Consider the following 20,905-nt stretch of genomic DNA (forward strand, 5'->3'; position numbering starts at 1 on the left):
CGTCCAGTCTGCTTATGTTCAGCCGACGGGCCCGATCCTTCGATGTCTAAAAAACGTTAATGGTGCCCATGTCGGCTTCCACGTCCAGTCTGGTGCAGTTATCCAACGTCCGCATCGACCGGAGCGGGCGCACGATCCTGCGTGACGTGTCGCTGCAGGTGCCCAAGGGCAGCATCACTGCGGTGCTGGGCCCATCGGGCAGCGGCAAGTCGACCCTGTTGGCGGCACTGACCGGTGAACTGCGCCCGGTCGCCGGCGAGGTCACCCTGTTCGGCAAGCCGATCCCGCAGGACAGCGGCGCACTGCTGGAAATGCGCAAGAGCGTGGGGGTGCTGCTGCAGGGCAATGGCCTGCTGACCGACCTGACCGTCGCCGAGAACGTCGCGCTGCCGCTGCGTACCCATACCCGCCTGCCGGCCGCCGTGCTGCGCCGGCTGGTGGAAATGAAGCTGCATGCGGTGGGCCTGCTGGCCGCTGCCGATGCCTGGCCGCGCGAGCTGTCCGGTGGCATGGCACGCCGCGTGGCGCTGGCGCGCGCGCTGGCGCTGGACCCGCCGCTGATGATCTACGACGAGCCGCTGACCGGGCTGGACCCGATCGCCTCCGGCGTGATCATGAGCCTGATCCAGCGCCTCAACCACAGCCTGGGCCTGACCAGCATCATCGTCAGCCACCACGTGCACGAGACCCTGCCGATCTGCGACCAGGTGATCGCGATCGCCAACGGCGGCATCGTGTTCCAGGGCACGCCCGAGGCGCTGCAGTCCAGCCAGGACCCGCTGCTGCGGCAGTTCCTGCACGGCCAGCCCGATGGCCCCATCCCGTTCGATGCCGCGCCGCGCGCGAGGGTCGCCTGATGCCGTTCGTCCAAGCCACCCGCTCGCTGGGCCGCGCCGGCCTGTTCTCGCTGACCGTGCTGCGTGGTTCGTTGCCGACCCGTGATTTCCTGGCCGAGCTGACCCGCGAGATCTACAAGATCGGCGCGCGCTCGCTGCCGATCATCGCCGTCGGTGGCGCCTTCGTCGGCCTGGTGCTGACCCTGCAGGGCTACCGCACGCTGACCACCTTCGGTGCGGCCGACGCGCTGTCGACCCTGCTCGGCCTGTCGCTGTACCGCGAACTGGCACCGGTGCTGACCGCGCTGCTGTTCATCGGCCGCGCCGGCAGCTCGATCGCCGCCGAACTGGGCCTGATGCGCGCCACCGACCAGATCAAGGCGCTGGAGCTGATGGCCATCGACCCGGTGGCCAAGGCCGTGGCACCGCGCTTCTGGGCGGCGGTGCTGACCGTGCCGCTGCTGACCGGCATCTTCTGCTCGCTGGCGATCAGTGCCAGCTACTTCGAGGCCGTGCACGTGCTGGGCCTGGACAATGGCGTGTTCTGGTCGGCGCTGCGCAACAGCGTCGATTTCTGGGACGACTTCGGCGTGGCGATGCTGAAGTCGGCGATCTTCGGCGGCACCGCCGCGCTGGTGGCCGCCTACGTCGGTTTCCATGCCGAGCCGACCATCGAGGGCACCTCGGTGGCCACCACCCGTGCGGTGGTCAACGCCTCGCTGCTGGTACTGATGTTCAACTTCGTGCTGTCGGCAATGTTGTTCACCTAACCCCTCCACCGGCGGTGCGCAGGCGCGCGCGGCCACCACGACTCGATCAGGTATTCCACATGGCCATCCGCGGTCCCAGACTCGAATTTTCCGTCGGCGCCTTCCTGCTGCTGGCCCTGGCCTCGCTGCTGGTGCTGGCCGTGGCCTCGACCAACCAGCGCTGGAGCTGGGGCAGCCAGGGCTACGAGCTGAAGGCGCGCTTCTCCCAGGTCGGGCAGCTGCGCAAGCAGGCGCCGGTGAAGATCGGCGGTGTCACCGTGGGCCAGGTCGCCGCGATCGACCTGGATCCGGTGAAGTTCGAATCCATCGTGACCCTGCGCATGGACAGCAAGGTCAAGGACCTGCCGGCAGATACCTCGGCCGGCATCTTCACCAGTGGTTTGCTTGGCGAGAGCTATATCGGTCTTCAGCCGGGCGGTGACCCGGACGTGCTGAAGGCTGGCGACGAGATCGTCTTCACCCAGCCGGCGGTGGACCTGATCCAGCTGGTTGGCAAGTACATGTTCAGTGGCGGCGCCGGTGGCGGCGCTGCTCAGAAGCCCAACGATGGCGCGCAGGCGCCTGCAACGGAACCGCAACCATGAAAACGAAACTGATCCCGGCCCTGCTCGCCTCGGCGCTGCTGCTGGCCACGCCGTTCTTCGCCCAGGCCCAGGCCGCCGCCCCCGCTGCCGCTGCGACGCAGGGCCAGGCCGGCAAGGTGGTGATCGATGCCAGCACGCGCATCCTCAACACCCTGCAGCAGCGCCGGAGCGAGTTCGGCAGCAACCCCGCCAGCCTGCGCAGCTACATCGACAGCGAGCTGAACCGCACCTTCGACCGCGACTATGCCGCGCGCCTGGTGCTGGGCCCGCACGCCCGCGGTGCTTCTGACGCGGACATCAAGCTGTTTGCCGATGCCATGGCCGACAGCCTGATGCAGCGCTACGGCTCGACCCTGCTCAACATCCAGGGCAAGCCGAGCTTCCGCCTGAAGGGTGAGAGCCCGCTGCCGGGCAACCGCGGCGTGCGCGTGAGCACCGAACTGGTGCGCGCCGGCAGCGAACCGACCCCGGTCGAGTACTGGATGCGCAACGTCAACGGCCAGTGGAAGATCTTCGACGTCAACATCGAAGGCATCTCCTACGTGCAGACCTTCCGCAACCAGTTCGATACTCCGCTGCGCCAGAAGGGCATCAAGCAGGTGGCCAGCGAACTGCACAGCGGCAGCATGCAGGCCGGGCCCGCGGGCAATGGCAAGTAACGCACTGGCGCTGCTGGAAGGCGACACCCTGCGCCTGCGCGGGGTGCTCGACCGTGCCGCGGTGATCGCGCTGTGGCCGCAGCTGCAGGCCCTGCCGGCCAAGCTGGCACGGCTGGAGCTGGGTGAGGTGGAGCGCGTGGACAGCGCCGGCCTGGCCCTGCTGGCCGAACTGGCGGCCCGTGCGCGCAAGGCGGGCCACCTGCTGGCAATTGCCGGCGCGCCGGCCGGCTACAACGAGCTGAGCGCAGCCTACCGGCTGTCGCCCGACCTGGATTTCAACGCTACTTCTGCTGCGAGCTGACATGAACGTCGTACGCACTTTCCCCCTGATCCTCCTGGCCACCGCCCTGACCGCCTGTGCCGGCAAGCCCGCGCGCAGCGATGCACCGGTCGCCAGCACCGTGGTCGCGGCCAGCACGGTGGCCGAGGCACCGGTAGCAACCGCCGATACCGGCGGCGCCGACGCGACGCCGGTCGCAGCCGCGGCCACTCCACCGGCGCCTTCCGCACCGTCGCCGGCTGCGTCGGCACACGGCGCAGAGACCAGCGCAGCGAAGACCGCAACGGCCACCGCCGCCGGGGGCGACGATGATTTCGACGCCCTGTATGGCGGCACCGGCACCACCAGCAGCGCTGCGGCCTACGATCCTTGGGAACCGTTCAACCGCAAGGTCCACACGTTCAACAATGCGGTCGACCGCGGTGTGGCCCGTCCGCTGGCCACCGCCTATACCCATGTGGTGCCGCGCTTCGCGCGTACCGGCATCAGCAACTTCTTCAGCAACCTGCGTGCGCCGGTGACCATCACCAACCAGCTGCTGCAGGGCCGCGGTGCCGATGCGTGGGACAGCCTCGGCCGCTTCCTGATGAACAGCACGCTGGGCATCGGTGGCCTGTTCGATCCGGCCAGCAAGGCGATGGTGCCGCGTCGCAATGAAGACTTCGGCCAGACCCTGGGTGCCTGGGGCTGGCGTCGTTCGCGCTACGTGGAGCTGCCGTTCTTCGGCCCGCGTACCGTGCGCGACGTGTTCGGCCTGGCCGGTGACATCCCGTTGTCGCCGATCCGGCGCGTCGAGGAAGACAAGATCCGCATCGGCCTGCAGGGCCTGCAGCTGGTCGACACCCGCGCACAGCTGCTGGCGATCGACGATCTGCGCGACACCGCAGTGGACGAATACGCCCTGGTCCGCGATGCGTGGATGCAGCGCCGCAACTACCAGATCGAGAACGACCTGCGCAGCAAGCGCGACCGCGGCCATGACGATGCCAATTCGCCGATCCCGGTCGATGCGATGCCGATGCCGCAGTGGACCCACTGAAGCCCTGCATCGGCGCATGAAAAACCCCGCCTTGGCGGGGTTTTTCTTTTCCGCTGGGTGCCAACCGCGGCTGGCACGCCTTGCTCAGGCCGCCAGCGCGGCCTCGATGGCCTCGCGCAGGCGTGCATCGTCGGCGGCCACGTCCGGGGCAAAGCGTGCGACGACCTTGCCATCACGGCCGACCAGGAACTTCTCGAAGTTCCACAGCACCGCCGGTGCCGGATGGATCGGGATCTCCTTGCTGGCCAGGCGCTCACGCAGCGGGCCTTCGCCGATCGACTGCGGCTGCGCGGCGGTCAGCTGCTGGTACAGCGGGTGGGTATCCTCGCCGGCCACGCTGATCTTGGAGAACATCGGGAAGCTGACGTCATAGGTGAGCTGGCAGAACTGCTGGATCTCGGCCTCGCTGCCCGGCTCCTGGCCGAGGAAGTTGTTGGCGGGGAAGCCCAGCACTTCCAGGCCCTGGGCGTGCTTTTCCGAATACAGCGCCTGCAGGCCTTCGTACTGCGGGGTCAGGCCGCACTTGGAGGCGACGTTGACCAGCAGCAGCACCTTGCCCTGGTAGTCGGCAAGCGAGGACGGCTGGCCGTCGATGGTGGTGAGGGGAATGTCCTGGATCGGGGTACTCACGCGGGGGCTCCGGCTACGTCGGGAAATGGCCGACCAGCATAGCGCCGCGCGATGCCGGTCGTGCCGGCCGCTGGCCGGCAATCGTGCGACCGTTCGCACGGGTTCATGAGGCTGCCGGCCAGCAGCCGGCGCGAGGATCAGTCCACGCAGAGCGTGCCCTGCGCCTTGCCGTCGTCGATGCGCTGGCGGCAACCGAAGTTCTGGCTGGCATCACGCTGGCAGGTGCCTGTCGCCACGACGCCGGCCACCCCCTCGCCCGTCGCCAGGCACTGGCCGGTGCAGTCGCTCTTGCGGCTGCAGGCCTTGCCGGCATCGGCATAGGGAATCACGCACTGCTCGCGCTGCAACCGGCCGAGCCGCTGCAGGGTGCCACCGGCAGCCTGGCAGTCGACGTCGCGCGCTTCGCGATAGGCCTCGGCGGCTTCAGGGCTGGTGGCCGTGGCCTGCGCGGTCGTGTCCACGCTTGGTGGCGCGCTGCTGCAGGCGGCAAGCAGTGCGGTCAGGACAAGGCTGGTGCAAAGGGGCAGGCGCATCGTGGTACCGGATCGGGCGGGCAGGCCGCCAGCATACGCACCGGCGATGCAGGTGGCGTGTCGGCGCCGGTCAGGCCTCCTCGCCGTCGCTCGCCTCTTCCTCGGCCGTGGCATCTCCCTCGGCCAGGTCGCCCAGCAACGACTGTGCCTGCTCGGCGGCCAGCGACTCGACACCCCGCAGGCGCCGTTCGATAGTGCGTGTCTTGCGGCTGGCCTCGCCGATGCTGCGCCCGACGGTGGTGATCTGCTTCTCGGCCTTCTCCAGGATGCCGGCGAACTTGCCGAACTCGCTCTTCACTGCGCCCAGCAGGCTCCAGACCTCGCTGGAGCGCTGCTCGATGGCCAGCGTGCGGAACCCCATCTGCAGGCTGTTGAGCAGCGCGGTGACCGTGGTCGGCCCGGCCACGACCACGCGGTGCTCGCGCTGCAGCAGATCGACCAGTCCCGGGCGCCGGATCACTTCGGCGTACAGACCTTCGGTGGGCAGGAACATCACTGCGAAATCGGTGGTATGCGGGGGTGCGATGTACTTGTCGCAGATCGACTTGGCCTGCACGCGCACCGCGCGCTCGAGCTGGATGCCCTGCAGGCGCACGCCCTCGGCGTCGCCCTGCTCCTGCGCGTCCAGCAGGCGCTCGTAGTCCTCGCGCGGGAACTTGGAGTCGATCGGCAGCCACACCGGGGTATCGCCGCTGCTGCGTCCCGGCAGGCGTACCGCGATGTCGACCATCTCGCCGCTGTCCGGCCGCACCTTCACCGCACGTGCGTACTGCTCCTGGGTGAGTGTCTGCTCAAGGATGTTCTCCAGCTGAACTTCGCCCCAGCTGCCGCGGTTCTTGACGTTGGTCAGCACGCGCTTGAGGTCGCCGACGCCGGTGGCCAGCTGCTGCATCTCGCCGAGGCCACGCTGCACCTGTTCCAAGCGCTCGGAGACGAGCTTGAAGGAATTGCCCAGGCGCGTCTCCAGCGTGGACTGCAGCTTCTCGTCCACGGTATGGCGCATCTGCTCCAGCTTCTGCGCGTTGTCGTTCTGCAGCGCGCGCAGCTGCTCTTCCAGCGTGGCGCGCATCTCGGCGATGCGCTGTTCGTTGCGCTGGGTCAGCTCCTGCAGGCGCAGGCCGAGGCTTTCGGTCAGGCGCTGCTGCGACTGCGCGCCTTCCTCGCGGCCCTTGCGCGCGTCATCGACCAGGGTCTGGCGCAACGCACCCAGCTGGGTATCGGTGCGCCCGGTGAGTTCCTGCAGCTGCTGGCCAAACGCATGGATGCGCGCCTCCTGCTGCTGGCCGAAGGCCTCCAGCTGGCCCCGCAGCTCCTGCAGGCGCTGTCCCGTCAGCGCGGCGCCGCGCTGCTGGCTGTCGGCAGCCTCGGCACGCGCCTTGCGCGCATCTTCGCCCAGCGCCTCGCGCAGCAGGTCCAGGCGCTGGTCGGTACGGGTGGACAGATCGGTCAGCGCGCGGGCGAAGCCATCGAGCTGTTCGCGCAGCTCGCTGCGCCCGGACCGTGCCTCCTCGCGCACCGCCTGCTCCAGGCGGTCATGCGGGGGGCGGCGCAGCAGGGCGACCAGTTGCAGGATGAGCACGGCCAACAGCAGGCCGGCAATGAGCAGGGATTCGGTTTGCATGCGGCAAGTGTAGGCTGGCCCAGTCTCAACTGCTGCGCCAGGACCATGCTTGCCCTGTACGGAAAGCCCACCTCCATCAACGTGCGCAAGGTGCTCTGGCTGTGCGCCGGCCTCGACCTGCCCCTGCACCACGAGCCTGCGCCACCCGCGGACCTGCTGGCCACCCTGAACCCGAACCGGCAGGTGCCGGTCCTGCGTGATGGCGAGTTCGTGCTGTGGGAGTCCAACAGCATCTGCCGCTACCTGGCGTCCCGCGCGGGCCGTGACGACCTGCTGCCCCGCACGGCACAGGATCGTGCGCGGGTCGAGCAGTGGATGGACTGGCAGGCCAGCGACCTCAACAGTGCCTGGCGGCACGTGTTCATGGCACGCGTGCGCCAGCATCCGGACTACCCGGACGATGCCCGCGCCGAGGCCAGCCTGGCCCAGTGGAACCGCTTGATGGGCGTGCTTGATGCCCAGCTGGCCGCTGGCGGCTACGCCGCTGGCAACACCTTCACCCTCGCCGACATCGTGCTCGGGCTGTCGACCCAGCGCTGGCGCAGCACACCGGGCCACACGCCGGCGCTGGCACACGTGGGCGCCTGGTTCGAGCGCCTGCGCCAGCAGCCCGGTTTCGCCGAACACGTCGACAACGGCGTGGCCTGAGGCAGGGGTCAGATCCTTTCCCGGGAAAGAGATCTGACCCCAAGGGCGTGGGAACGACCCGCCCTTACCAGCCTTCCAGCACGATCTTGCCCTTGGCGCGGTGGCTTTCCAGCAGCGCGTGGGCGCGCCGCAGGTTGGCCGCGTCGATGCGCCCGAAATGTTCGCCCAGCGTGGTCTGCAGCACGCCGGTATCGACCAGCTCGGCCACCCGGTTCAACAGGTCGTGCTGGCGCTGCATGTCGGCGGTGCGGTACAGCGGCCGGGTGAACATCGACTCCCAGTGCAGCGACAGTGCCTTGCGCTTGAGCGCCATCACATCCACCTGGCCCGGGTCATCGATCAGGCCGAACTGTCCCTGCGGCGCCAGCAGTTCCACGATCTGCGCGTAGTGCTGGTCGGAATGGGTCAGGCTGGCCACGTGCTGCACCTCGCTGATGCCCAGCCGCGCCAGGCCCTCGGCCAGCGGCAGGCGGTGGTCGATCACATGGTGCGCGCCCATCGCATACACCCAGTCCTGGGTCTCCGGGCGCGAGGCGGTGCCGATCACGGTCAGCCGGGTCAGCTTCCGCGCCAGCTGCACCAGGATCGAGCCGACACCGCCGGCAGCACCGATCACCAGCAGGGCCTGGCCTTCGCCACCGCCCTCGGGGATGCGCAGGCGGTCGAACAGCAGCTCCCAGGCGGTGATCGCAGTCAGTGGCAGCGCGGCGGCGGCGGCATCGTCGAGGCTGGCCGGCTTGCGGCCGACGCTGCGCTCATCCACCAGCTGGTACTCGGCGTTGCTGCCCGGGCGATCGATGACGCCGGCGTAGTAGACCGCGTCGCCGGGCTGGAACAGGGTCACCTCGCTGCCCACCGCGTCGACGATGCCGACCGCATCCCAGCCCAGCACGCGCGGGCCGTCGGTGGCCACGCCGCGGCGGACCTTGGTGTCGACCGGGTTCACCGCCACCGCGCGCACCGCCACCCGCAGGTCGCGCGGTCCGGGCTGCGGCAGGTCCAGTTCAATATCGATCAGGGCCTGCGGATCATCGATCGGCAGGCCGGCGTGGGTGTAGGCAATGGCGCGCATGGCAGCGGTCCAGTGGGGAAGGAGGCGACAGGTTGCGCCGCGCGCGCGACGGCAGAAAGGCGCAGAATCGGGCAGGACTTTCACTCCAGCAATGAAAATGATCCGCTTCGACGACCTGCAGCTGTTCGTTCGTACCGCCGCGCTGGGCAGCTTCTCGCAGGCCGCCCGCGAGGCCGACCTGCTGCCCGGCCAGGTCGCCGCGGCGGTGGCGCGGCTGGAACGTGAACTGGACCTGCGCCTGTTCGTGCGCACCACCCGCAGCCTGCGCCTGACCGGCGAGGGCGCGCTGTACCTGCCGTATGCGCAGGAGGTGCTGGCCACCCTGCGCGAGGGCCAGGCCCGCGTACAGGGCGAGGACACCGAGCTGCATGGCACCCTGCAACTGTCGGCGCCGTCGGACTTCGGCCGCAACCTGCTGCTGCCCTGGCTGAGCGCGTTCCGCGCGGCCCACCCGCGGCTGCGCCTGCATCTGCGCCTGTCCGACGAAGTGGCCGATGTGTTCCGGGACCCGGTCGACGTGGCCATCCGCATCGGCCACTTCGACGATGCCAACTACGTGGCCCTGCCCCTGCTGGAAGGCAACCGGCGCGTGCTGGCCGCCTCGCCCGGCTACCTGCAGCGGCGCGGCATGCCCACGCGGCTGGATGAGCTGCGCGAGCACGACTGCCTGGTCTACCAGCTCAGTGGCCGCGCCTACGATCGCTGGTCGTTCGAGGTGGACGGACGCCGCGCCGTGATCCCCGTGCGCGGCCCGCTGGTCTGCGACGACGCCGACGTGGTGCGGCGCTGGGCCGTGGCCGGTGAAGGCATCACCTACAAGTCCTGGCTGGACCTGCGCGAGGACGTGCTGGCCGGGCGCCTGCAGGTGCTGCTGGACGGCGTTGGCAGCAGCATCCCATTGCAGCTGGTGTGCCCGCACCGCAAGCAGTTCTCGCCCGCGGTAAGGCAGCTGCATGCGCAGCTGCGCCAGCACCTGCAACCGTTGCTGTCTGGGATGCCGGTTGGCCCCGCCGGCCCCCTGTCGCCTGCCGGGGCGCTGGCCGACAATGGCGGCCCCCCGTAACAAGAGCGCACCGCCATGCCGTGGATGGGCATCCAGGACCTGTGGACGTTTCTGGTCGCCGTGCTGGTGTTTCTCGCCCTGCCCGGTCCCGGTACCTTCACCCTGTTGACCGCCACCGGCCGTGGCGGCGTGCGTGGCGGCTACACCGCACTGGCCGGCCTGCTGGTCGGTGACCAGATCCTGATGTGGCTGGCGCTGGCCGGCGTGGCCGCGCTGCTCAAGGCCAACCCGCTGGTGTTCCACGCCGTGCAGTACCTGGGTGCGGCCTACCTGGTGTGGGTCGGCATCGGCCTGCTGCGCACGCCGAAGCACGAGGGCAGTGATGCCGGCCCGATCCGCATGCAGCCGGGCCGCTACTTCCAGCAGGCGATCCTGGTCAGCCTGCTCAACCCGAAGGCGATCCTGTTCTACATGGCGTTCCTGCCGTTGTTCATCGATCCGAAGGCGCACCAGGGCATCGCCACCTTCGCCGCGCTGGCCGGCATCATCCTGGTGGTCAGCATCGCCTACTGCTCGATGCTGATCGGCGTGGGCAACCTGGCCCGTCGCCGGCTGATCCAGCAGATCAGCGATGCGCTGCGCCGCGTGGCCGGCCTGTTCCTGGTCGGGTTCGGCATCCGTCTGGGGCTGAACGGCTGACAGCGCAGGCTCGACGCTACGCCTGCCGGCCTAGGTGGGCCCCGTCCCGCCGTGCAGTCCTGCGCGCAGATGGTCGATGAACACCCGCAGCTTCGGTGCCATGTGCTCGCGCGCGGGGTAATACAGGTGGAAGCCGGGGAACGGCGGTTGCCAGTCCTGCAGCACCGCCTGCAGGCGCCCGGATGCCAGGTCATCGGCCACCAGTGACGCGAACCCCTGCGCCATGCCGAGCCCGGCCAGCACGGCGCCGTGGGCCAGCTCGGCATCGTTGAACACCAGCCGGCCGTTGACCTCGACCTCCAGGTCATGGTCATCGCGGCTGAACTCCCAGGGCATCAGTCGGCCGTTGGCGCGGCGGTGGACGATGCATGCATGGCCCTGCAGTTCGTGCGGGCTGGCCGGAATGCCGTGCTGCGCGAAGTAGCCGGGCGTGGCCACCACCACCTGCCGCTCCGGCGGTCCGATCGGCACTGCGATCATGCCGCGCGCCAGCGACTCGCCAAGGCGGATACCCGCGTCGAAGCCTTCGGCCACCAGATCGGTCAACGCCGGCTCCACGCACAACTCCACGTCCACCTGTGGATAGCGCGCCAGGAACGAAGGCAGTGCCGGCAGCACCCGGCGCTCGGCCACGATGCGTGGAAGGGTGATGCGCAGCTTCCCGGCCGGAACCGCACGCGCGCTGTCGAGGTCGGCGAACGCCGAATCGATCTGCTCCAGTCCGCCGCGTACACGTTCAAGGAAGCGCGCACCGTGTTCGGTCAGGCCGACCCGGCGCGTGGTCCGTTGCAGCAGGCGCACGCCCATCCGCGCCTCCAGCGCGCGCACGCTCTGCGACAGTGCCGAGGTGGAGATGCCCAGCGCATCTGCGGCGCGGGTGAAGCTGGCATGGTCGGCGACGTGAACGAAGGCGACCACCGCCGACAACGGTGCGGAGGGATCCATTGTGAAGTCACTCTTCATGGTGAGTCCGGTGCCATCCAGTTTATCCACAGGAACGGTCGGCCGATGCTGTGCCTCCCGGCGGTACCGCCGCCTCCCTGTGAGACCCCCCATGTCGCTGGACCACTACCGCCTGCTCGGCCGCTCCGGCCTTCGCATCAGCCCGATGGCACTGGGCACGATGACCTTCGGCGCCGACTGGGGCTGGGGCGCGGACGAAACCGAGGCTCGCCGCATCTTCGACACCTACGTCGAACGTGGCGGCAATTTCATCGATACCGCCAACAACTACACCAACGGCAGTGCGGAAACCCTGCTTGGCCGGTTCGCCCAAGGCCAGCGCGACCGGCTGGTGATCGCCAGCAAGTACACCCTCGCCACCGTCCCCGGTGACCCCAACAACGCCGGCAACCACCGCAAGAGCATGCTGCGCTCGGTGGAGGACAGTCTGCGGCGGTTGGGGACCGACTACCTCGACCTGCTGTACCTGCACGCCTGGGACGACACCACCGGCGTTGACGAAGTCATGCGGGGCTTCGACGACCTGGTCCGCAGCGGCAAGGTGCTTTACGCCGGCATCTCGGACACGCCGGCCTGGCAGATCGCGCGCATGCAGACCCTGGCCGACCTGCGTGGCTGGTCGCCGCTGGTGGCGCTGCAGATCGAGTACAGCCTGATCCAGCGCAGCGTCGAGCATGAACTGCTGCCGATGGCCGATGCGCTGGGGCTGGGCGTGGTGGCGTGGTCGCCATTGGGCAGCGGCGTGCTGACCGGCAAGTACAGCACGGCCGACCTCGCCAGCGCCGAGGCGTTGCCAGCCACACCCGGCGGGTCGCGCCGCAGCGTGGCCCTGATCAATGGTGCGTTGACGCCGCGTTCGCTGCAGATTGCCGGGGACGTCGCAACCATCGCTGCCGATCTTTCGCATTCGCCTGCGCAGGTTGCACTCGCCTGGTTGCTGCAGCGCCCCGGCGCCGGCGCGCTGCCGATCATCGGCGCCCGCACCCTGGCGCAGTTCGAGCACAACCTGGACGCGCTGCAGCTGGTGCTGCCGGCCGAGGCCCTGGCCCACCTCGATGCGATCAGTGCAGTGGCACCGTCGTTCCCGCACGATTTCCTGCGGATGCCGTTGCCGCGGATGCTGATGAGCGGCGGCACCCAGCTGCGGCCGCGCGGGCGCTGAGGGCATGGCAGGCAGGGCGGGCTATGCTGGCCCCCCTTCTGCAATGGATGCGCGTGGATGGTCCGCCTGGCCGGCTTCGCCCTGACCCTGCTGTTCGCCGGCACCGCCTCTGGCGCCACCGTACAGGACCATCGCTGCCTGACGGGCGGCCGCAACGACAGCATCCACCTGGAATGGCGCTGGCTGGATGACGGCGCGGCCGACGTGCGCTACGCCGGCCAGCGCGGGCGCCTGCCCCTGCGCCGGGTCTCGATGGAGACCACGGTGCTGGCAGAGGATCGTCCCTACCAGTTCGACAGCGTGTGGGAGGAGCGCATCGACGGCCGCCTCAACGGCCGTTACCTGCTGAGTACCCAGGGCGCGCTGGTGCTGGACCTGAGCTATGAGCGTACCCGTGACGGGCGCAGGACCTCTTTCCACGATGACGTCGAGGCCTGGCAGGAAGACGGCTGCCACTGGCCCGCCCTGCCCTGACGTCACCCGACGCGGGGGTCCGGCCTGCTTTATGCCGATTCCGGCAGCCTGATCGCGGTGCAGCGCGCGGCACGTCGGGTATGACCCCCGTCAGTGGCAATGCTGCGCTGCGTTCGGTCACACTCGGGAACTTGTCGTTCTCAGTCACCCCTTCCGAGGCCTGCATGTCCCTGTTCCGGCGCAAGTCCCTAGATTCCGTCACCGTCCACGAAGCCGGCAGGCGCCTGATCCCGACGCTCAGCTGGCCGCACCTGATCGCGCTGGGCATCGGTGCCATCGTCGGTACCGGCATCTACACGCTGATCGGCGTCGGTGCCAACCTGGCCGGCCCGGCCGTGCTGATTTCCTTCGCCATCGCCGGTGCGGTCTGCGCCTGTGCGGCGCTGTCCTATGCCGAGCTGTCGACGATGATGCCGGCCGCCGGCAGCGCCTACACCTACAGCTACAGTGCGCTCGGCGAGGTGTTCGCCTGGGTGGTGGGCTGGAGCCTGATCCTGGAGTACTCGCTGGTGGTGAGTACGGTGGCGGTGGGCTGGTCCGGCTACTTCGTCGGCTTCCTCGAATGGGTGCACACCCAGTTCGGCTGGAACGTGCACCTGCCAGCCTGGCTGGCGGCCGGCCCGCACGTGGAAGGCGGCATGATCAATCTGCCGGCGATCATCATCACCTGGCTGGTAGCCGGCATGCTGATGGCCGGCACCAAGGAGAGCGCCACGCTCAATGCGATCCTGGTGGTGTTCAAGCTGATCGCGCTGGCGATCTTCGTGGCCGTGGCCCTGCCTGCGTTCGACAGCGCCAACCTGCAGCCGTTCATGCCGTATGGCTTTGCCAAGTCGATGGGCCCTGACGGGGTCGAGCACGGCGTGATGGCGGCAGCGGCGATCATCTTCTTCGCCTTCTACGGCTTCGATGCGATCTCCACCGCCGCCGAGGAAACCAAGAACCCCGGCCGCGACCTGTCGATCGGCATCATCGGGTCGATGATCGGCTGCACCATCGTCTACGTGCTGGTGGCGCTGGCCGCCGTGGGTGCGATGAGCTACGCGGTGTTCGGCCACAGCGCCGAACCGCTGGCGCTGATCATGCGCCAGCTCGGCCATCCGACCGCCGCGATGGTGATTGGCGTGATTGCGATCATCGCGCTGCCGACCGTGCTGCTGGCCTTCCTGTACGGCCAGAGCCGCATCTTCTTCGTGATGAGCCGCGATGGCCTGCTGCCGCGTGGCCTGTCCAAGGTCAATGCGCGCACCGGCACGCCGGTGGCGACCACGCTGTTCACCGCCGTGGTGGTGTCGGCGCTGGCCGGCGTGGCCCGCCTGGACGAGATCGCCGCGCTGGCCAATGCCGGTACCCTGGCCGCGTTCACTGCGGTGGGTATCTGCCTGGTGGTGCTGCGCCTGCGCGAGCCGAACCGCGAGCGAACCTTCCGCACACCGCTGGCCTTCGTGGTCGGGCCGCTGGCCGCGCTGGGCTGCATCTACCTGTTCATCAGCCTGCCGCACACCACGCAGTTGTACTTCCTGCTGTGGAACGTGGCCGGCCTGGTGCTGTACTTCCTGTACAGCCGCCGCCACGCACTGATCGCGAAGTAACCGGCTCGCCGGTCGTGCCGGCCGCTGGCCGGCACCTCGTATCCTGTTGATACGGGCAATGCCGGCCAGCGGCCGGCACGACCGAAGGGCGGTCAACCGCCCTGTTTTGCCGCGTAATCCTGCGCCTGGCGCATCACCCGCAGCAGGTTGCCGCCCCAGATGCCGGCAATCTGCTGCTCGGTATAGCCCTTGCGCAGCAGCCAGGCGGTGATCTTCGGCAGCTGGCTGACATCGGGCAGGTCGCTCAGGCCACCGCCACCATCCCAGTCCAGGCCGATGCCCACGTGCTCGGGGCCGACCACCTTGAGGATGTGCTCGAAGTGGGCGAAGAAATCATCCAGGCTGGCGTGGCGCACCGGGTGCTCGTGGTCCAGTGCCTGCTCGGCCTTCAGCAGGGCAACACCCTGCTCGATGCCCATGCCTTCCCAGCCGCCCAGCTGCTTGCTCAGCGCTTCTTCGGCCTGCTTGCGCTCGGGCGTCTTCGCCGTGTCGATCAGGTAGCCGCCATAGGCGTTCACCTGGATCACGCCGCCGGCCCTGGCCAGCTTGCGCAGGCGCGCGTCATCCAGATTGCGCGGATGGTCGTAGACCGCCTTGGCCGAGCTGTGCGACAGCACGAACGGCACCGGCATCATCGCCAGCAGATCGTCGAACACCGCGTCCGAGGCATGCGACTGATCGATCACGATGCCCAGCTTCACGGCGTGTCGCACCAGTTCCTTGCCGGCCGGGCTCAGGCCCTTCCATTCCGCGCCCTTGGGGTCGGTGGCCGAATCGGCGAACTCGTTGTTGGCGAAGTGCACGGTGCTGAGCAGGCGCAGCCCGGCACGGTGGTAGAACGAGAGCAGGCTGGGGTCGTCCACCAGCGGGCTGGCGTTTTCCATGCTGATGTACACCACGCGCTTGCCGGCGGCCTTGATCCGCGCGGCATCATCGGCGGTCAGTGCCAGCGCGAAGCGCTCGGGATTGGCCGCCAGCATTTCGCGGATCTGCATCAACCGCTGCAGGCCATGGTCACGCTCGGCCAGATGCGCGGCGGCGCTGCGGTCGCCCTGGTCGGTGTAGATCGCCCAGAAGCCGCCATCCAGCGCGCCTTCGACCATGCGCGGGTAATCCACCTGCGAAAGGGCGTTGCGGTCGTGGCGCTGCTCGATGTCAAAACCGGTTCGGCCGAAATTGGCCGGTGTATCCAGATGGCTGTCGAGGGTGACCAGGCGCTGTTGCAGCGCCTTGGCGCGGGTCAGCTCCTGCGCGCTGAACTCGATGGCATGGGCCGACAGCGGCGCGCACAGCGCCAGGGCGAGCACGACGGACAGGGGGCGCAACGAAGGCATGGGCTCTCACCGGCATTGGGAAGAGCCCGACCATAGCGCTGCGGCCTGCTGATTTGTAGAGCCGAGCGCGGCTCGGCTCTACAGCGTCACGCGGTCAGTCCACCACGCGGCAGAACACGGCCTTCAGGTAACGCGATTCCTGCACGTGGGCCATGAACGGGTGGTCCGGACCGGCGCCGGCCACCTTGAGGATCTGGATCGTGCGGCCGGAGAAATACGCCGCGCGGCGCAGCATGTCGAGGAACTGGTCCTCGGCCACCAGGCCGGTGCAGGAGAACGTGGCGAACAGGCCGCCCGGCTTGACCACGCCCAGCGCCAGCTTGTTCATGTCCAGGTACTTCTTCAGCGCAGTGATGACCTGGTCGCGGTCGCGGGTCATCTTCGCCGGGTCCAGGATCACCACGTCGTACTGCTCACCGCGGTTGGCGGCGTCGCGCAGCCACGGGAAGATGTCGGACTGGATGAACTTCGGGCGCACGTTGTTGAGGCGCGAATTGCCCTTGGCGATCTGGATGACGTCCTCATCGATGTCGATGCCGACCACTTCCGAAGCGCCACGTGCTGCTGCGTACACTGCGAAACCGCCGGTGTTGCAGCACAAGTCCAGCACGCTCTTGCCTTCGACCTGCTGGCTCAGCCATTCGCGGTTCTCGCGCTGGTCGGCGAAAAAGCCGGTCTTGTGTGCACCGGCCGGATCGGCGCGGAACTTGATGCCGTACTCGGTGATCACCGCCGCTTCGGTGGTGGTGTTGCCGTGGAAGTCGAAGCTCTCCTGCTTCTGCACGTGCTCGTCGGCGAAGCTGTGGAAGCGGCAGCCGGGGAACTGCTCGCGCAGGGCGTCGTAGATCCATTCGCGGTGGCGGAACATGCCGGCGGCGAAGAACTCGACCACCACCAGGTCGCCGTAGCGATCCACCACCAGGCCGGACAGGCCGTCGCCTTCGCTGTGCACCACGCGCCAGGCATCGGAGACCGCATCGAGCTTCAGCACCTCACGGCGCAGCGACACCGCCTGGGCGATCTTGCGCGAGAACCAGCCGGCATCCACCGGCACGTTCTGGTCGGTTTCAAGGATGCGCACGGCAATGCGCGAGTGCCCGTTGTAGAACCCGCGGCCGATGAATTCGCCATCAATGCCGACCACGTCGACGATGGAACCGGGCTTGGGCCGGACGGTCGGCTTCTCGACCAGTTTCTGGAAGATCCACGGGTGGCTGGAGCGCCACGCATTCTTGAGGCGGACAACGGGAAGGGGGGTATTCATCCACCCATTGTAAACCGGGCGCCGGGATCAGATCCCCGCAGGGGCTCTGACCCCAGTGTGGCGACGGCCCCGGGGTCGGAGCCCCGTTGGAGTCCGACCCCGGCAAACCGGCATTTGACGGCGGCCCAGCCAGACGGCAGAATCGGCGCCAGAAGGGGAGTAGCTCCCAGACGTTGTCGCCGTCATTTCGAGCCTGCAGGCTCCGGTGCAACGGCAGTTCCAGCCGACTGGAACTGCGAGCGAGACCTTCGCCGTACTGGCGAAGCTCTGTCCCTGGATCCCCTCCCGATCCTCCGTTGCAGATCCTCGCCGTCCGGCCTGGCATTCATCTTTCCAACGGACATTCCCAATGCAGACGATCGGTAACGTGTGGTTGTGGGGCGGCTTCGCGGCGGTGGTGGTCATCGCCCTGCTGGTCGACCTCGTGTTGATGCGCCATGGTGGACCGCACAAGGTCACCTTCAAGGAAGCCCTGTGGTGGTCCATCGGCTGGGTCGTGCTGGCCCTGCTGTTCAATGCGGGCCTCTGGTACTACCTGAATGAGACCGCCGGCCAGGTGGTGGCCAACAAGGTCGGGCTCGAATTCCTGACCGGCTACCTGGTCGAAAAGGCGCTGGCGGTCGACAACATCTTTGTCTTCCTGATGATCATGAGCTACTTCGCGGTGCCGGAGGAGCAGCGCCAGAAGGTGCTGATCATCGGCATCCTGGGCGCGATCGTGCTGCGTACGATCATGATCTTCGCCGGCAGCGTGCTGATCAGCCAGTTCCATTGGCTGCTCTACGTGTTTGGTGCCTTCCTGCTGTTCACCGGCTGGAAGATGTGGTTCGCCGCCGGCCAGGAGCCGGACCTGGAGACCAATCCCGCCCTGCGCTGGATGCGCAAGCACCTGCGCCTGCTGCCGGACTACGCCGGCAACGCGCTGAGCGTGAAGCGCGATGGCGTGCGCTGGTTCACCCCGCTGTTCGCGGTGCTGATCCTGATCGCGGTCACCGACGTGATCTTCGCCGTGGACAGCATCCCGGCGATCTTCGCGATCACCACCGACCCGTTCATCGTGCTCACCTCCAACGTGTTCGCGGTGCTGGGCCTGCGCGCGATGTTCTTCCTGCTGGCCGGCATGGCCGACCGCTTCCACCTGCTGCCGTACGGCCTGGCACTGGTGCTGGGCTTCATCGGCATCAAGATGATGATCATCGACCTGTTCAAGATCCCGACGCCGGTGTCGCTGGGCGTGGTCGCGGTGATCATCGCCGCGACCGTGGTGCTCAGCCTGAAGTACCCGCCGAAGGAAGGCGAAGGCCAGGCCTGAGCCTGACCGGCTGAACAGCGCGGCCGGTGGGATTGTCCCGCCGGCCGCCTCCACTCTCCCGTTGCGGTGGCCTTGGTTTCGCGCCAGCCACCGCCATTGCTGAGGTATGGACAACAACACGCCCCTGCCCGCCGGCGACGTGCCGGCCCCCCGCAATGACCGCTCGCGCATCCTGCGGGCGTTCAATGTCAGCCTGGCGGCCGTGCTGGTGCTGGTGGCCGTGTTCGCCCTGCAGGGCACGTTCGACTGGCGACCGTGGGCGGTCGCGCCGCTGGAAGCCAAGGGCCTGCTCGGCCTGATCGGCGGCCCGATGCTGCATGCCTCGGTCGAGCATATCGCCGCCAACAGCATCGCGATCCTGATCCTCGGCACCCTCGCCGGCAGCGTGTATCCGAAAGCCACCGTGCGTGCCCTGCCCCTGCTGTGGCTGGGTTCGGGCCTCGGCGCGTGGATGCTGGGCAATCCGGGCAGCGTGCACCTGGGCGCCAGTGGCGTCACCCATGGCCTGATGTTCCTGCTGGCCAGCCTCGGCCTGCTGCGCCGGGACCGCGCGGCGATCGCCACCGGCCTGATCGGCATGCTGTTCTATGGCGGCATGCTGATGACCATCCTGCCGCATGCCGATGGCGTGTCCTGGCAGTCGCACATGGGCGGCGCCTTCGCCGGCATCATCGCCGCGCTGCTGTTCCGCAACGCCGACCCGTTGCCGCCGCGCCAGCGTTACAGCTGGGAAGACGAAGAAGAAGACGTCGAGCCTTTGCCCGACGACGAGCTGGAGCCGCCGTCGCCGCAGCGCGTGCCGGTGTTGTGGCAGCCGCGCGAGGGCCAGGACTACGTGGTGATTCCGTTCCGCCGCCCGGACGAACCGCGCGGTTGAGGTGACGGTAGTGCCGGCCGCTGGCCGGCAACCTCATGAACTTTCGTTGGCAATCCTCGCGTTGCCGGCCAGCGGCCGGCACTACCGGGAAATTCAGTTCCCCGCCGCGCCCATCCCATGACGAGGCAGAGCCGCTGGCCGACGACGCCGCGCGAGGGCCAGGACTACGTGGTGATCCCGTTCCGCCGCCCGGACGAGCCGCGCGGTTGAAGCGGCGGTAGTGCCGGCCGCTGGCCGGCAACCTCATGAACCTTCGTTGGCAATCCTCGCGTTGCCGGCCAGCGGCCGGCACTACCGGGACGGTCAGTTCCCCGCCGCGCCCATTCCATCCACCGCCTGCCGGCCGAGCGCCGGGTCATCGGTGAAGAACGCATCGATGCCCGTCGCCAGGTAAGCGCGCATCTCGGCGATCGATCCCTCGGCATTGCGCGCGCTGTCGGCGCCCTTGCGCAGGTTGCTGGGCTGGAAGTGGTTTTCCGGGCGGAAGGTGTACGGAATCACCATCAACCCGGCGGCATGCGCATCACGTACCAGCGAGGTCGGCGTGCCCAGCGCGCCCTTGGCATCCAGCGGAATGATCGAACGCAGTTCGGGGCCGATGCCATCGGCGTAGCCGGCAATGTCCTTCAGTCCGGCCGGGGTCATCATCTGCGCGTAGGTCAGCGTGCCACCGGCCTTGGCGATGTCGGCCGGCTGGGTATCGCCCTTCCACAGCAGCTGCAGCAGGCGGATGTTGCTGCCGCGGCCGATCTTGCCATGCAGGTAGCGCAGGTTGGCGGTCTCGAACGACTGGATCGTGACCGGACCGACGTTGGTGTACGCATTGCCGCGCAGCGCAGCCAGCAGTTTGTCTTCCATCGGCAGGCCGATGGACTGGAAGTAGGTCGGGTGCTTGATCTCCGGGACCAGGCCGATGCCGCGGTTGGCACGCCCGGCCTGCTGCACCAGGAAGGCCAGGATCTCGTCCAGGCTGGCGATGCGGAACTGGCCGTCATAGGCGGTGCTGCGCAGTTCCGGCAGGCGCTCACGGGCGTACAGGGTCTTCAGCTCGGCCAGGGTGAAGTCTTCGGTGAACCAGCCCTCGACCTGCTGCCCATCGATCACCTTGCGGGTGCGGCGGTTGGCGAACTCCGGATGCGAGGCGACGTCGGTGGTGCCACCGATCTCGTTCTCGTGCCGGGCCACCATGACGCCGTCCTTGGTCATCACCAGGTCCGGCTCGATGTAGTCGGCGCCATCGGCGATAGCCTGCGCGTACGACGCCAGGGTGTGCTCGGGCAGCAGCGCGCTTGCCCCGCGATGGCCGTAGACCGACACCTTGGGTGCGGCCTGGGTGGAGGATTCAGCACTCATGGCCACCGATGGTGCCATGGCCAGCGACAACAGCAATGCACAACCCCACGACTTCACTGCGACTTCCCCAAGCGGTATGTGATGGCCGTCAGTATGCGGCGACAATGTGACAGGTGGGGGTACCGGGGTCGGACCCCGCAGGGGCTCCGACCCCGTAGCGATCCCGAGGAGCTCGTTCGGCTGGTTTGCCGGCCAACGGC

22 protein-coding genes are annotated in these 20,905 nt (G+C 68.2%); 14 read left to right on the forward strand and 8 right to left on the reverse strand.

Annotated elements, in window-relative coordinates; genetic code table 11:
- Positions 1-68: 68 nt before the first annotated feature.
- The 6 genes from NSQ78_RS21710 to NSQ78_RS21735 are packed head-to-tail and all read left to right on the forward strand — an operon-like array spanning position 69 to position 4,168.
- Positions 69-857, forward strand: a complete 789-nt coding sequence (locus tag NSQ78_RS21710) for an ATP-binding cassette domain-containing protein (RefSeq protein ID WP_049468356.1) — start codon at positions 69-71, stop codon at positions 855-857.
- Positions 857-1,606 carry an MlaE family lipid ABC transporter permease subunit gene (locus NSQ78_RS21715; protein WP_005414955.1) on the forward strand — a complete coding sequence of 250 codons (750 nt, stop codon included), beginning with the start codon at positions 857-859 and terminating at the stop codon, positions 1,604-1,606. The genes NSQ78_RS21710 and NSQ78_RS21715 overlap by 1 nt, the downstream gene beginning before the upstream one ends.
- 59 nt (positions 1,607-1,665) lie before the next feature.
- Positions 1,666-2,190 carry an outer membrane lipid asymmetry maintenance protein MlaD gene (mlaD, locus tag NSQ78_RS21720; protein WP_049468358.1) on the forward strand — a complete coding sequence of 175 codons (525 nt, stop codon included), beginning with the start codon at positions 1,666-1,668 and terminating at the stop codon, positions 2,188-2,190.
- Positions 2,187-2,849 carry an ABC transporter substrate-binding protein gene (locus NSQ78_RS21725; RefSeq protein WP_049468359.1) on the forward strand — a complete coding sequence of 221 codons (663 nt, stop codon included), beginning with the start codon at positions 2,187-2,189 and terminating at the stop codon, positions 2,847-2,849. Before mlaD ends, NSQ78_RS21725 begins: the two co-directional genes overlap by 4 nt.
- Entirely contained in the window at positions 2,839-3,150 is a 312-nt protein-coding gene (locus tag NSQ78_RS21730) for an STAS domain-containing protein (RefSeq protein ID WP_049468361.1), read from the forward strand. The genes NSQ78_RS21725 and NSQ78_RS21730 overlap by 11 nt, the downstream gene beginning before the upstream one ends.
- Before the next feature lies 1 nt (position 3,151).
- The gene (locus NSQ78_RS21735; RefSeq protein WP_064239566.1) at positions 3,152-4,168 is read left to right on the forward strand and encodes a VacJ family lipoprotein; all 1,017 of its coding nucleotides are present in this window, start codon (positions 3,152-3,154) and stop codon (positions 4,166-4,168) included.
- Positions 4,169-4,252: 84 nt separating this feature from the next.
- On the opposite strand, the gene NSQ78_RS21740 is transcribed toward NSQ78_RS21735, so the two are convergent.
- The 3 genes from NSQ78_RS21740 to rmuC form a co-directional block, all read right to left on the reverse strand.
- Complete coding sequence (locus tag NSQ78_RS21740) at positions 4,253-4,798, reverse strand: glutathione peroxidase (RefSeq protein WP_053461715.1); 546 nt, start codon at positions 4,796-4,798, stop codon at positions 4,253-4,255.
- A gap of 137 nt (positions 4,799-4,935) precedes the next feature.
- Positions 4,936-5,331, reverse strand: a complete 396-nt coding sequence (locus NSQ78_RS21745) for a hypothetical protein (RefSeq protein ID WP_064239567.1) — start codon at positions 5,329-5,331, stop codon at positions 4,936-4,938.
- A 70-nt stretch (positions 5,332-5,401) separates the two neighbouring features.
- Positions 5,402-6,952 (reverse strand): DNA recombination protein RmuC, encoded by a 1,551-nt coding sequence (gene rmuC / locus NSQ78_RS21750; RefSeq protein ID WP_049468370.1) that lies wholly within the window; start codon positions 6,950-6,952, stop codon positions 5,402-5,404.
- 45 nt (positions 6,953-6,997) lie between these two features.
- Here rmuC and NSQ78_RS21755 point away from each other — a divergent pair, with 45 nt between their 5' ends.
- The gene (locus NSQ78_RS21755; RefSeq protein WP_064239568.1) at positions 6,998-7,600 is read left to right on the forward strand and encodes a glutathione S-transferase N-terminal domain-containing protein; all 603 of its coding nucleotides are present in this window, start codon (positions 6,998-7,000) and stop codon (positions 7,598-7,600) included.
- Positions 7,601-7,664: 64 nt separating this feature from the next.
- Here NSQ78_RS21755 and NSQ78_RS21760 read toward each other — a convergent pair whose 3' ends face one another.
- Entirely contained in the window at positions 7,665-8,672 is a 1,008-nt protein-coding gene (locus tag NSQ78_RS21760; protein ID WP_064239569.1) for a zinc-binding alcohol dehydrogenase family protein, read from the reverse strand.
- Between the two features lie 91 nt (positions 8,673-8,763).
- On the opposite strand from NSQ78_RS21760, the gene NSQ78_RS21765 reads away from it, so the two are divergent.
- Both NSQ78_RS21765 and leuE read left to right on the forward strand, forming a co-directional pair.
- Entirely contained in the window at positions 8,764-9,735 is a 972-nt protein-coding gene (locus NSQ78_RS21765) for a LysR family transcriptional regulator (protein ID WP_064239570.1), read from the forward strand.
- Positions 9,736-9,750: 15 nt separating this feature from the next.
- Positions 9,751-10,374 (forward strand): leucine efflux protein LeuE, encoded by a 624-nt coding sequence (gene leuE / locus NSQ78_RS21770; RefSeq protein ID WP_064239571.1) that lies wholly within the window; start codon positions 9,751-9,753, stop codon positions 10,372-10,374.
- 30 nt (positions 10,375-10,404) lie between these two features.
- Here leuE and NSQ78_RS21775 read toward each other — a convergent pair whose 3' ends face one another.
- Entirely contained in the window at positions 10,405-11,319 is a 915-nt protein-coding gene (locus NSQ78_RS21775; RefSeq protein WP_049417160.1) for a LysR family transcriptional regulator, read from the reverse strand.
- Between the two features lie 97 nt (positions 11,320-11,416).
- On the opposite strand from NSQ78_RS21775, the gene NSQ78_RS21780 reads away from it, so the two are divergent.
- From NSQ78_RS21780 to NSQ78_RS21790, 3 genes are all read left to right on the forward strand, one after another.
- Positions 11,417-12,499, forward strand: a complete 1,083-nt coding sequence (locus NSQ78_RS21780) for an aldo/keto reductase (protein WP_202969452.1) — start codon at positions 11,417-11,419, stop codon at positions 12,497-12,499.
- Between the two features lie 57 nt (positions 12,500-12,556).
- A complete protein-coding gene (locus NSQ78_RS21785; RefSeq protein ID WP_064239572.1) occupies positions 12,557-12,973 on the forward strand; it encodes a hypothetical protein in 417 nt (138 codons plus the stop codon).
- Between the two features lie 164 nt (positions 12,974-13,137).
- A complete protein-coding gene (locus NSQ78_RS21790) occupies positions 13,138-14,565 on the forward strand; it encodes an amino acid permease (RefSeq protein ID WP_049417155.1) in 1,428 nt (475 codons plus the stop codon).
- 92 nt (positions 14,566-14,657) lie between these two features.
- On the opposite strand, the gene NSQ78_RS21795 is transcribed toward NSQ78_RS21790, so the two are convergent.
- Complete coding sequence (locus NSQ78_RS21795; RefSeq protein WP_064239573.1) at positions 14,658-15,899, reverse strand: dipeptidase; 1,242 nt, start codon at positions 15,897-15,899, stop codon at positions 14,658-14,660.
- A 94-nt stretch (positions 15,900-15,993) separates the two neighbouring features.
- Positions 15,994-17,163 carry a class I SAM-dependent rRNA methyltransferase gene (locus NSQ78_RS21800; RefSeq protein WP_049468387.1) on the reverse strand — a complete coding sequence of 390 codons (1,170 nt, stop codon included), beginning with the start codon at positions 17,161-17,163 and terminating at the stop codon, positions 15,994-15,996.
- Positions 17,164-17,512: 349 nt separating this feature from the next.
- On the opposite strand from NSQ78_RS21800, the gene NSQ78_RS21805 reads away from it, so the two are divergent.
- The gene (locus NSQ78_RS21805; RefSeq protein WP_049468389.1) at positions 17,513-18,475 is read left to right on the forward strand and encodes a TerC family protein; all 963 of its coding nucleotides are present in this window, start codon (positions 17,513-17,515) and stop codon (positions 18,473-18,475) included.
- A 106-nt stretch (positions 18,476-18,581) separates the two neighbouring features.
- Positions 18,582-19,352, forward strand: coding sequence for a rhomboid family intramembrane serine protease (locus tag NSQ78_RS21810; RefSeq protein WP_049468391.1), 771 nt, complete (start codon positions 18,582-18,584; stop codon positions 19,350-19,352).
- Positions 19,353-19,655: 303 nt separating this feature from the next.
- Here NSQ78_RS21810 and NSQ78_RS21815 read toward each other — a convergent pair whose 3' ends face one another.
- Positions 19,656-20,762, reverse strand: coding sequence for a glycerophosphodiester phosphodiesterase (locus NSQ78_RS21815; RefSeq protein ID WP_064239574.1), 1,107 nt, complete (start codon positions 20,760-20,762; stop codon positions 19,656-19,658).
- Between the last annotated feature and the right edge of the window lie 143 nt (positions 20,763-20,905).

The organism is Stenotrophomonas sp. FSL W7-1447 (assembly GCF_037966425.1).
Taxonomy (GTDB): domain Bacteria; phylum Pseudomonadota; class Gammaproteobacteria; order Xanthomonadales; family Xanthomonadaceae; genus Stenotrophomonas; species Stenotrophomonas pavanii.

What these genes read in the sequence shown, in the direction of transcription:
- NSQ78_RS21710 (WP_049468356.1), top strand. Translation starts at nt 69, where the DNA reads ATGTCGGCTTCCACGTCCAGTCTGGTGCAGTTATCCAACGTCCGCATC.
- NSQ78_RS21715 (WP_005414955.1), top strand. Translation starts at nt 857, where the DNA reads ATGCCGTTCGTCCAAGCCACCCGCTCGCTGGGCCGCGCCGGCCTGTTC.
- mlaD (WP_049468358.1), top strand. Translation starts at nt 1,666, where the DNA reads ATGGCCATCCGCGGTCCCAGACTCGAATTTTCCGTCGGCGCCTTCCTG.
- NSQ78_RS21725 (WP_049468359.1), top strand. Translation starts at nt 2,187, where the DNA reads ATGAAAACGAAACTGATCCCGGCCCTGCTCGCCTCGGCGCTGCTGCTG.
- NSQ78_RS21730 (WP_049468361.1), top strand. Translation starts at nt 2,839, where the DNA reads ATGGCAAGTAACGCACTGGCGCTGCTGGAAGGCGACACCCTGCGCCTG.
- NSQ78_RS21735 (WP_064239566.1), top strand. Translation starts at nt 3,152, where the DNA reads ATGAACGTCGTACGCACTTTCCCCCTGATCCTCCTGGCCACCGCCCTG.
- NSQ78_RS21745 (WP_064239567.1), bottom strand. Translation starts at nt 5,331, where the DNA reads ATGCGCCTGCCCCTTTGCACCAGCCTTGTCCTGACCGCACTGCTTGCC.
- rmuC (WP_049468370.1), bottom strand. Translation starts at nt 6,952, where the DNA reads ATGCAAACCGAATCCCTGCTCATTGCCGGCCTGCTGTTGGCCGTGCTC.
- NSQ78_RS21755 (WP_064239568.1), top strand. Translation starts at nt 6,998, where the DNA reads ATGCTTGCCCTGTACGGAAAGCCCACCTCCATCAACGTGCGCAAGGTG.
- NSQ78_RS21760 (WP_064239569.1), bottom strand. Translation starts at nt 8,672, where the DNA reads ATGCGCGCCATTGCCTACACCCACGCCGGCCTGCCGATCGATGATCCG.
- NSQ78_RS21765 (WP_064239570.1), top strand. Translation starts at nt 8,764, where the DNA reads ATGAAAATGATCCGCTTCGACGACCTGCAGCTGTTCGTTCGTACCGCC.
- leuE (WP_064239571.1), top strand. Translation starts at nt 9,751, where the DNA reads ATGCCGTGGATGGGCATCCAGGACCTGTGGACGTTTCTGGTCGCCGTG.
- NSQ78_RS21775 (WP_049417160.1), bottom strand. Translation starts at nt 11,319, where the DNA reads ATGGATCCCTCCGCACCGTTGTCGGCGGTGGTCGCCTTCGTTCACGTC.
- NSQ78_RS21785 (WP_064239572.1), top strand. Translation starts at nt 12,557, where the DNA reads ATGGTCCGCCTGGCCGGCTTCGCCCTGACCCTGCTGTTCGCCGGCACC.
- NSQ78_RS21790 (WP_049417155.1), top strand. Translation starts at nt 13,138, where the DNA reads ATGTCCCTGTTCCGGCGCAAGTCCCTAGATTCCGTCACCGTCCACGAA.
- NSQ78_RS21795 (WP_064239573.1), bottom strand. Translation starts at nt 15,899, where the DNA reads ATGCCTTCGTTGCGCCCCCTGTCCGTCGTGCTCGCCCTGGCGCTGTGC.
- NSQ78_RS21800 (WP_049468387.1), bottom strand. Translation starts at nt 17,163, where the DNA reads ATGAATACCCCCCTTCCCGTTGTCCGCCTCAAGAATGCGTGGCGCTCC.
- NSQ78_RS21805 (WP_049468389.1), top strand. Translation starts at nt 17,513, where the DNA reads ATGCAGACGATCGGTAACGTGTGGTTGTGGGGCGGCTTCGCGGCGGTG.
- NSQ78_RS21810 (WP_049468391.1), top strand. Translation starts at nt 18,582, where the DNA reads ATGGACAACAACACGCCCCTGCCCGCCGGCGACGTGCCGGCCCCCCGC.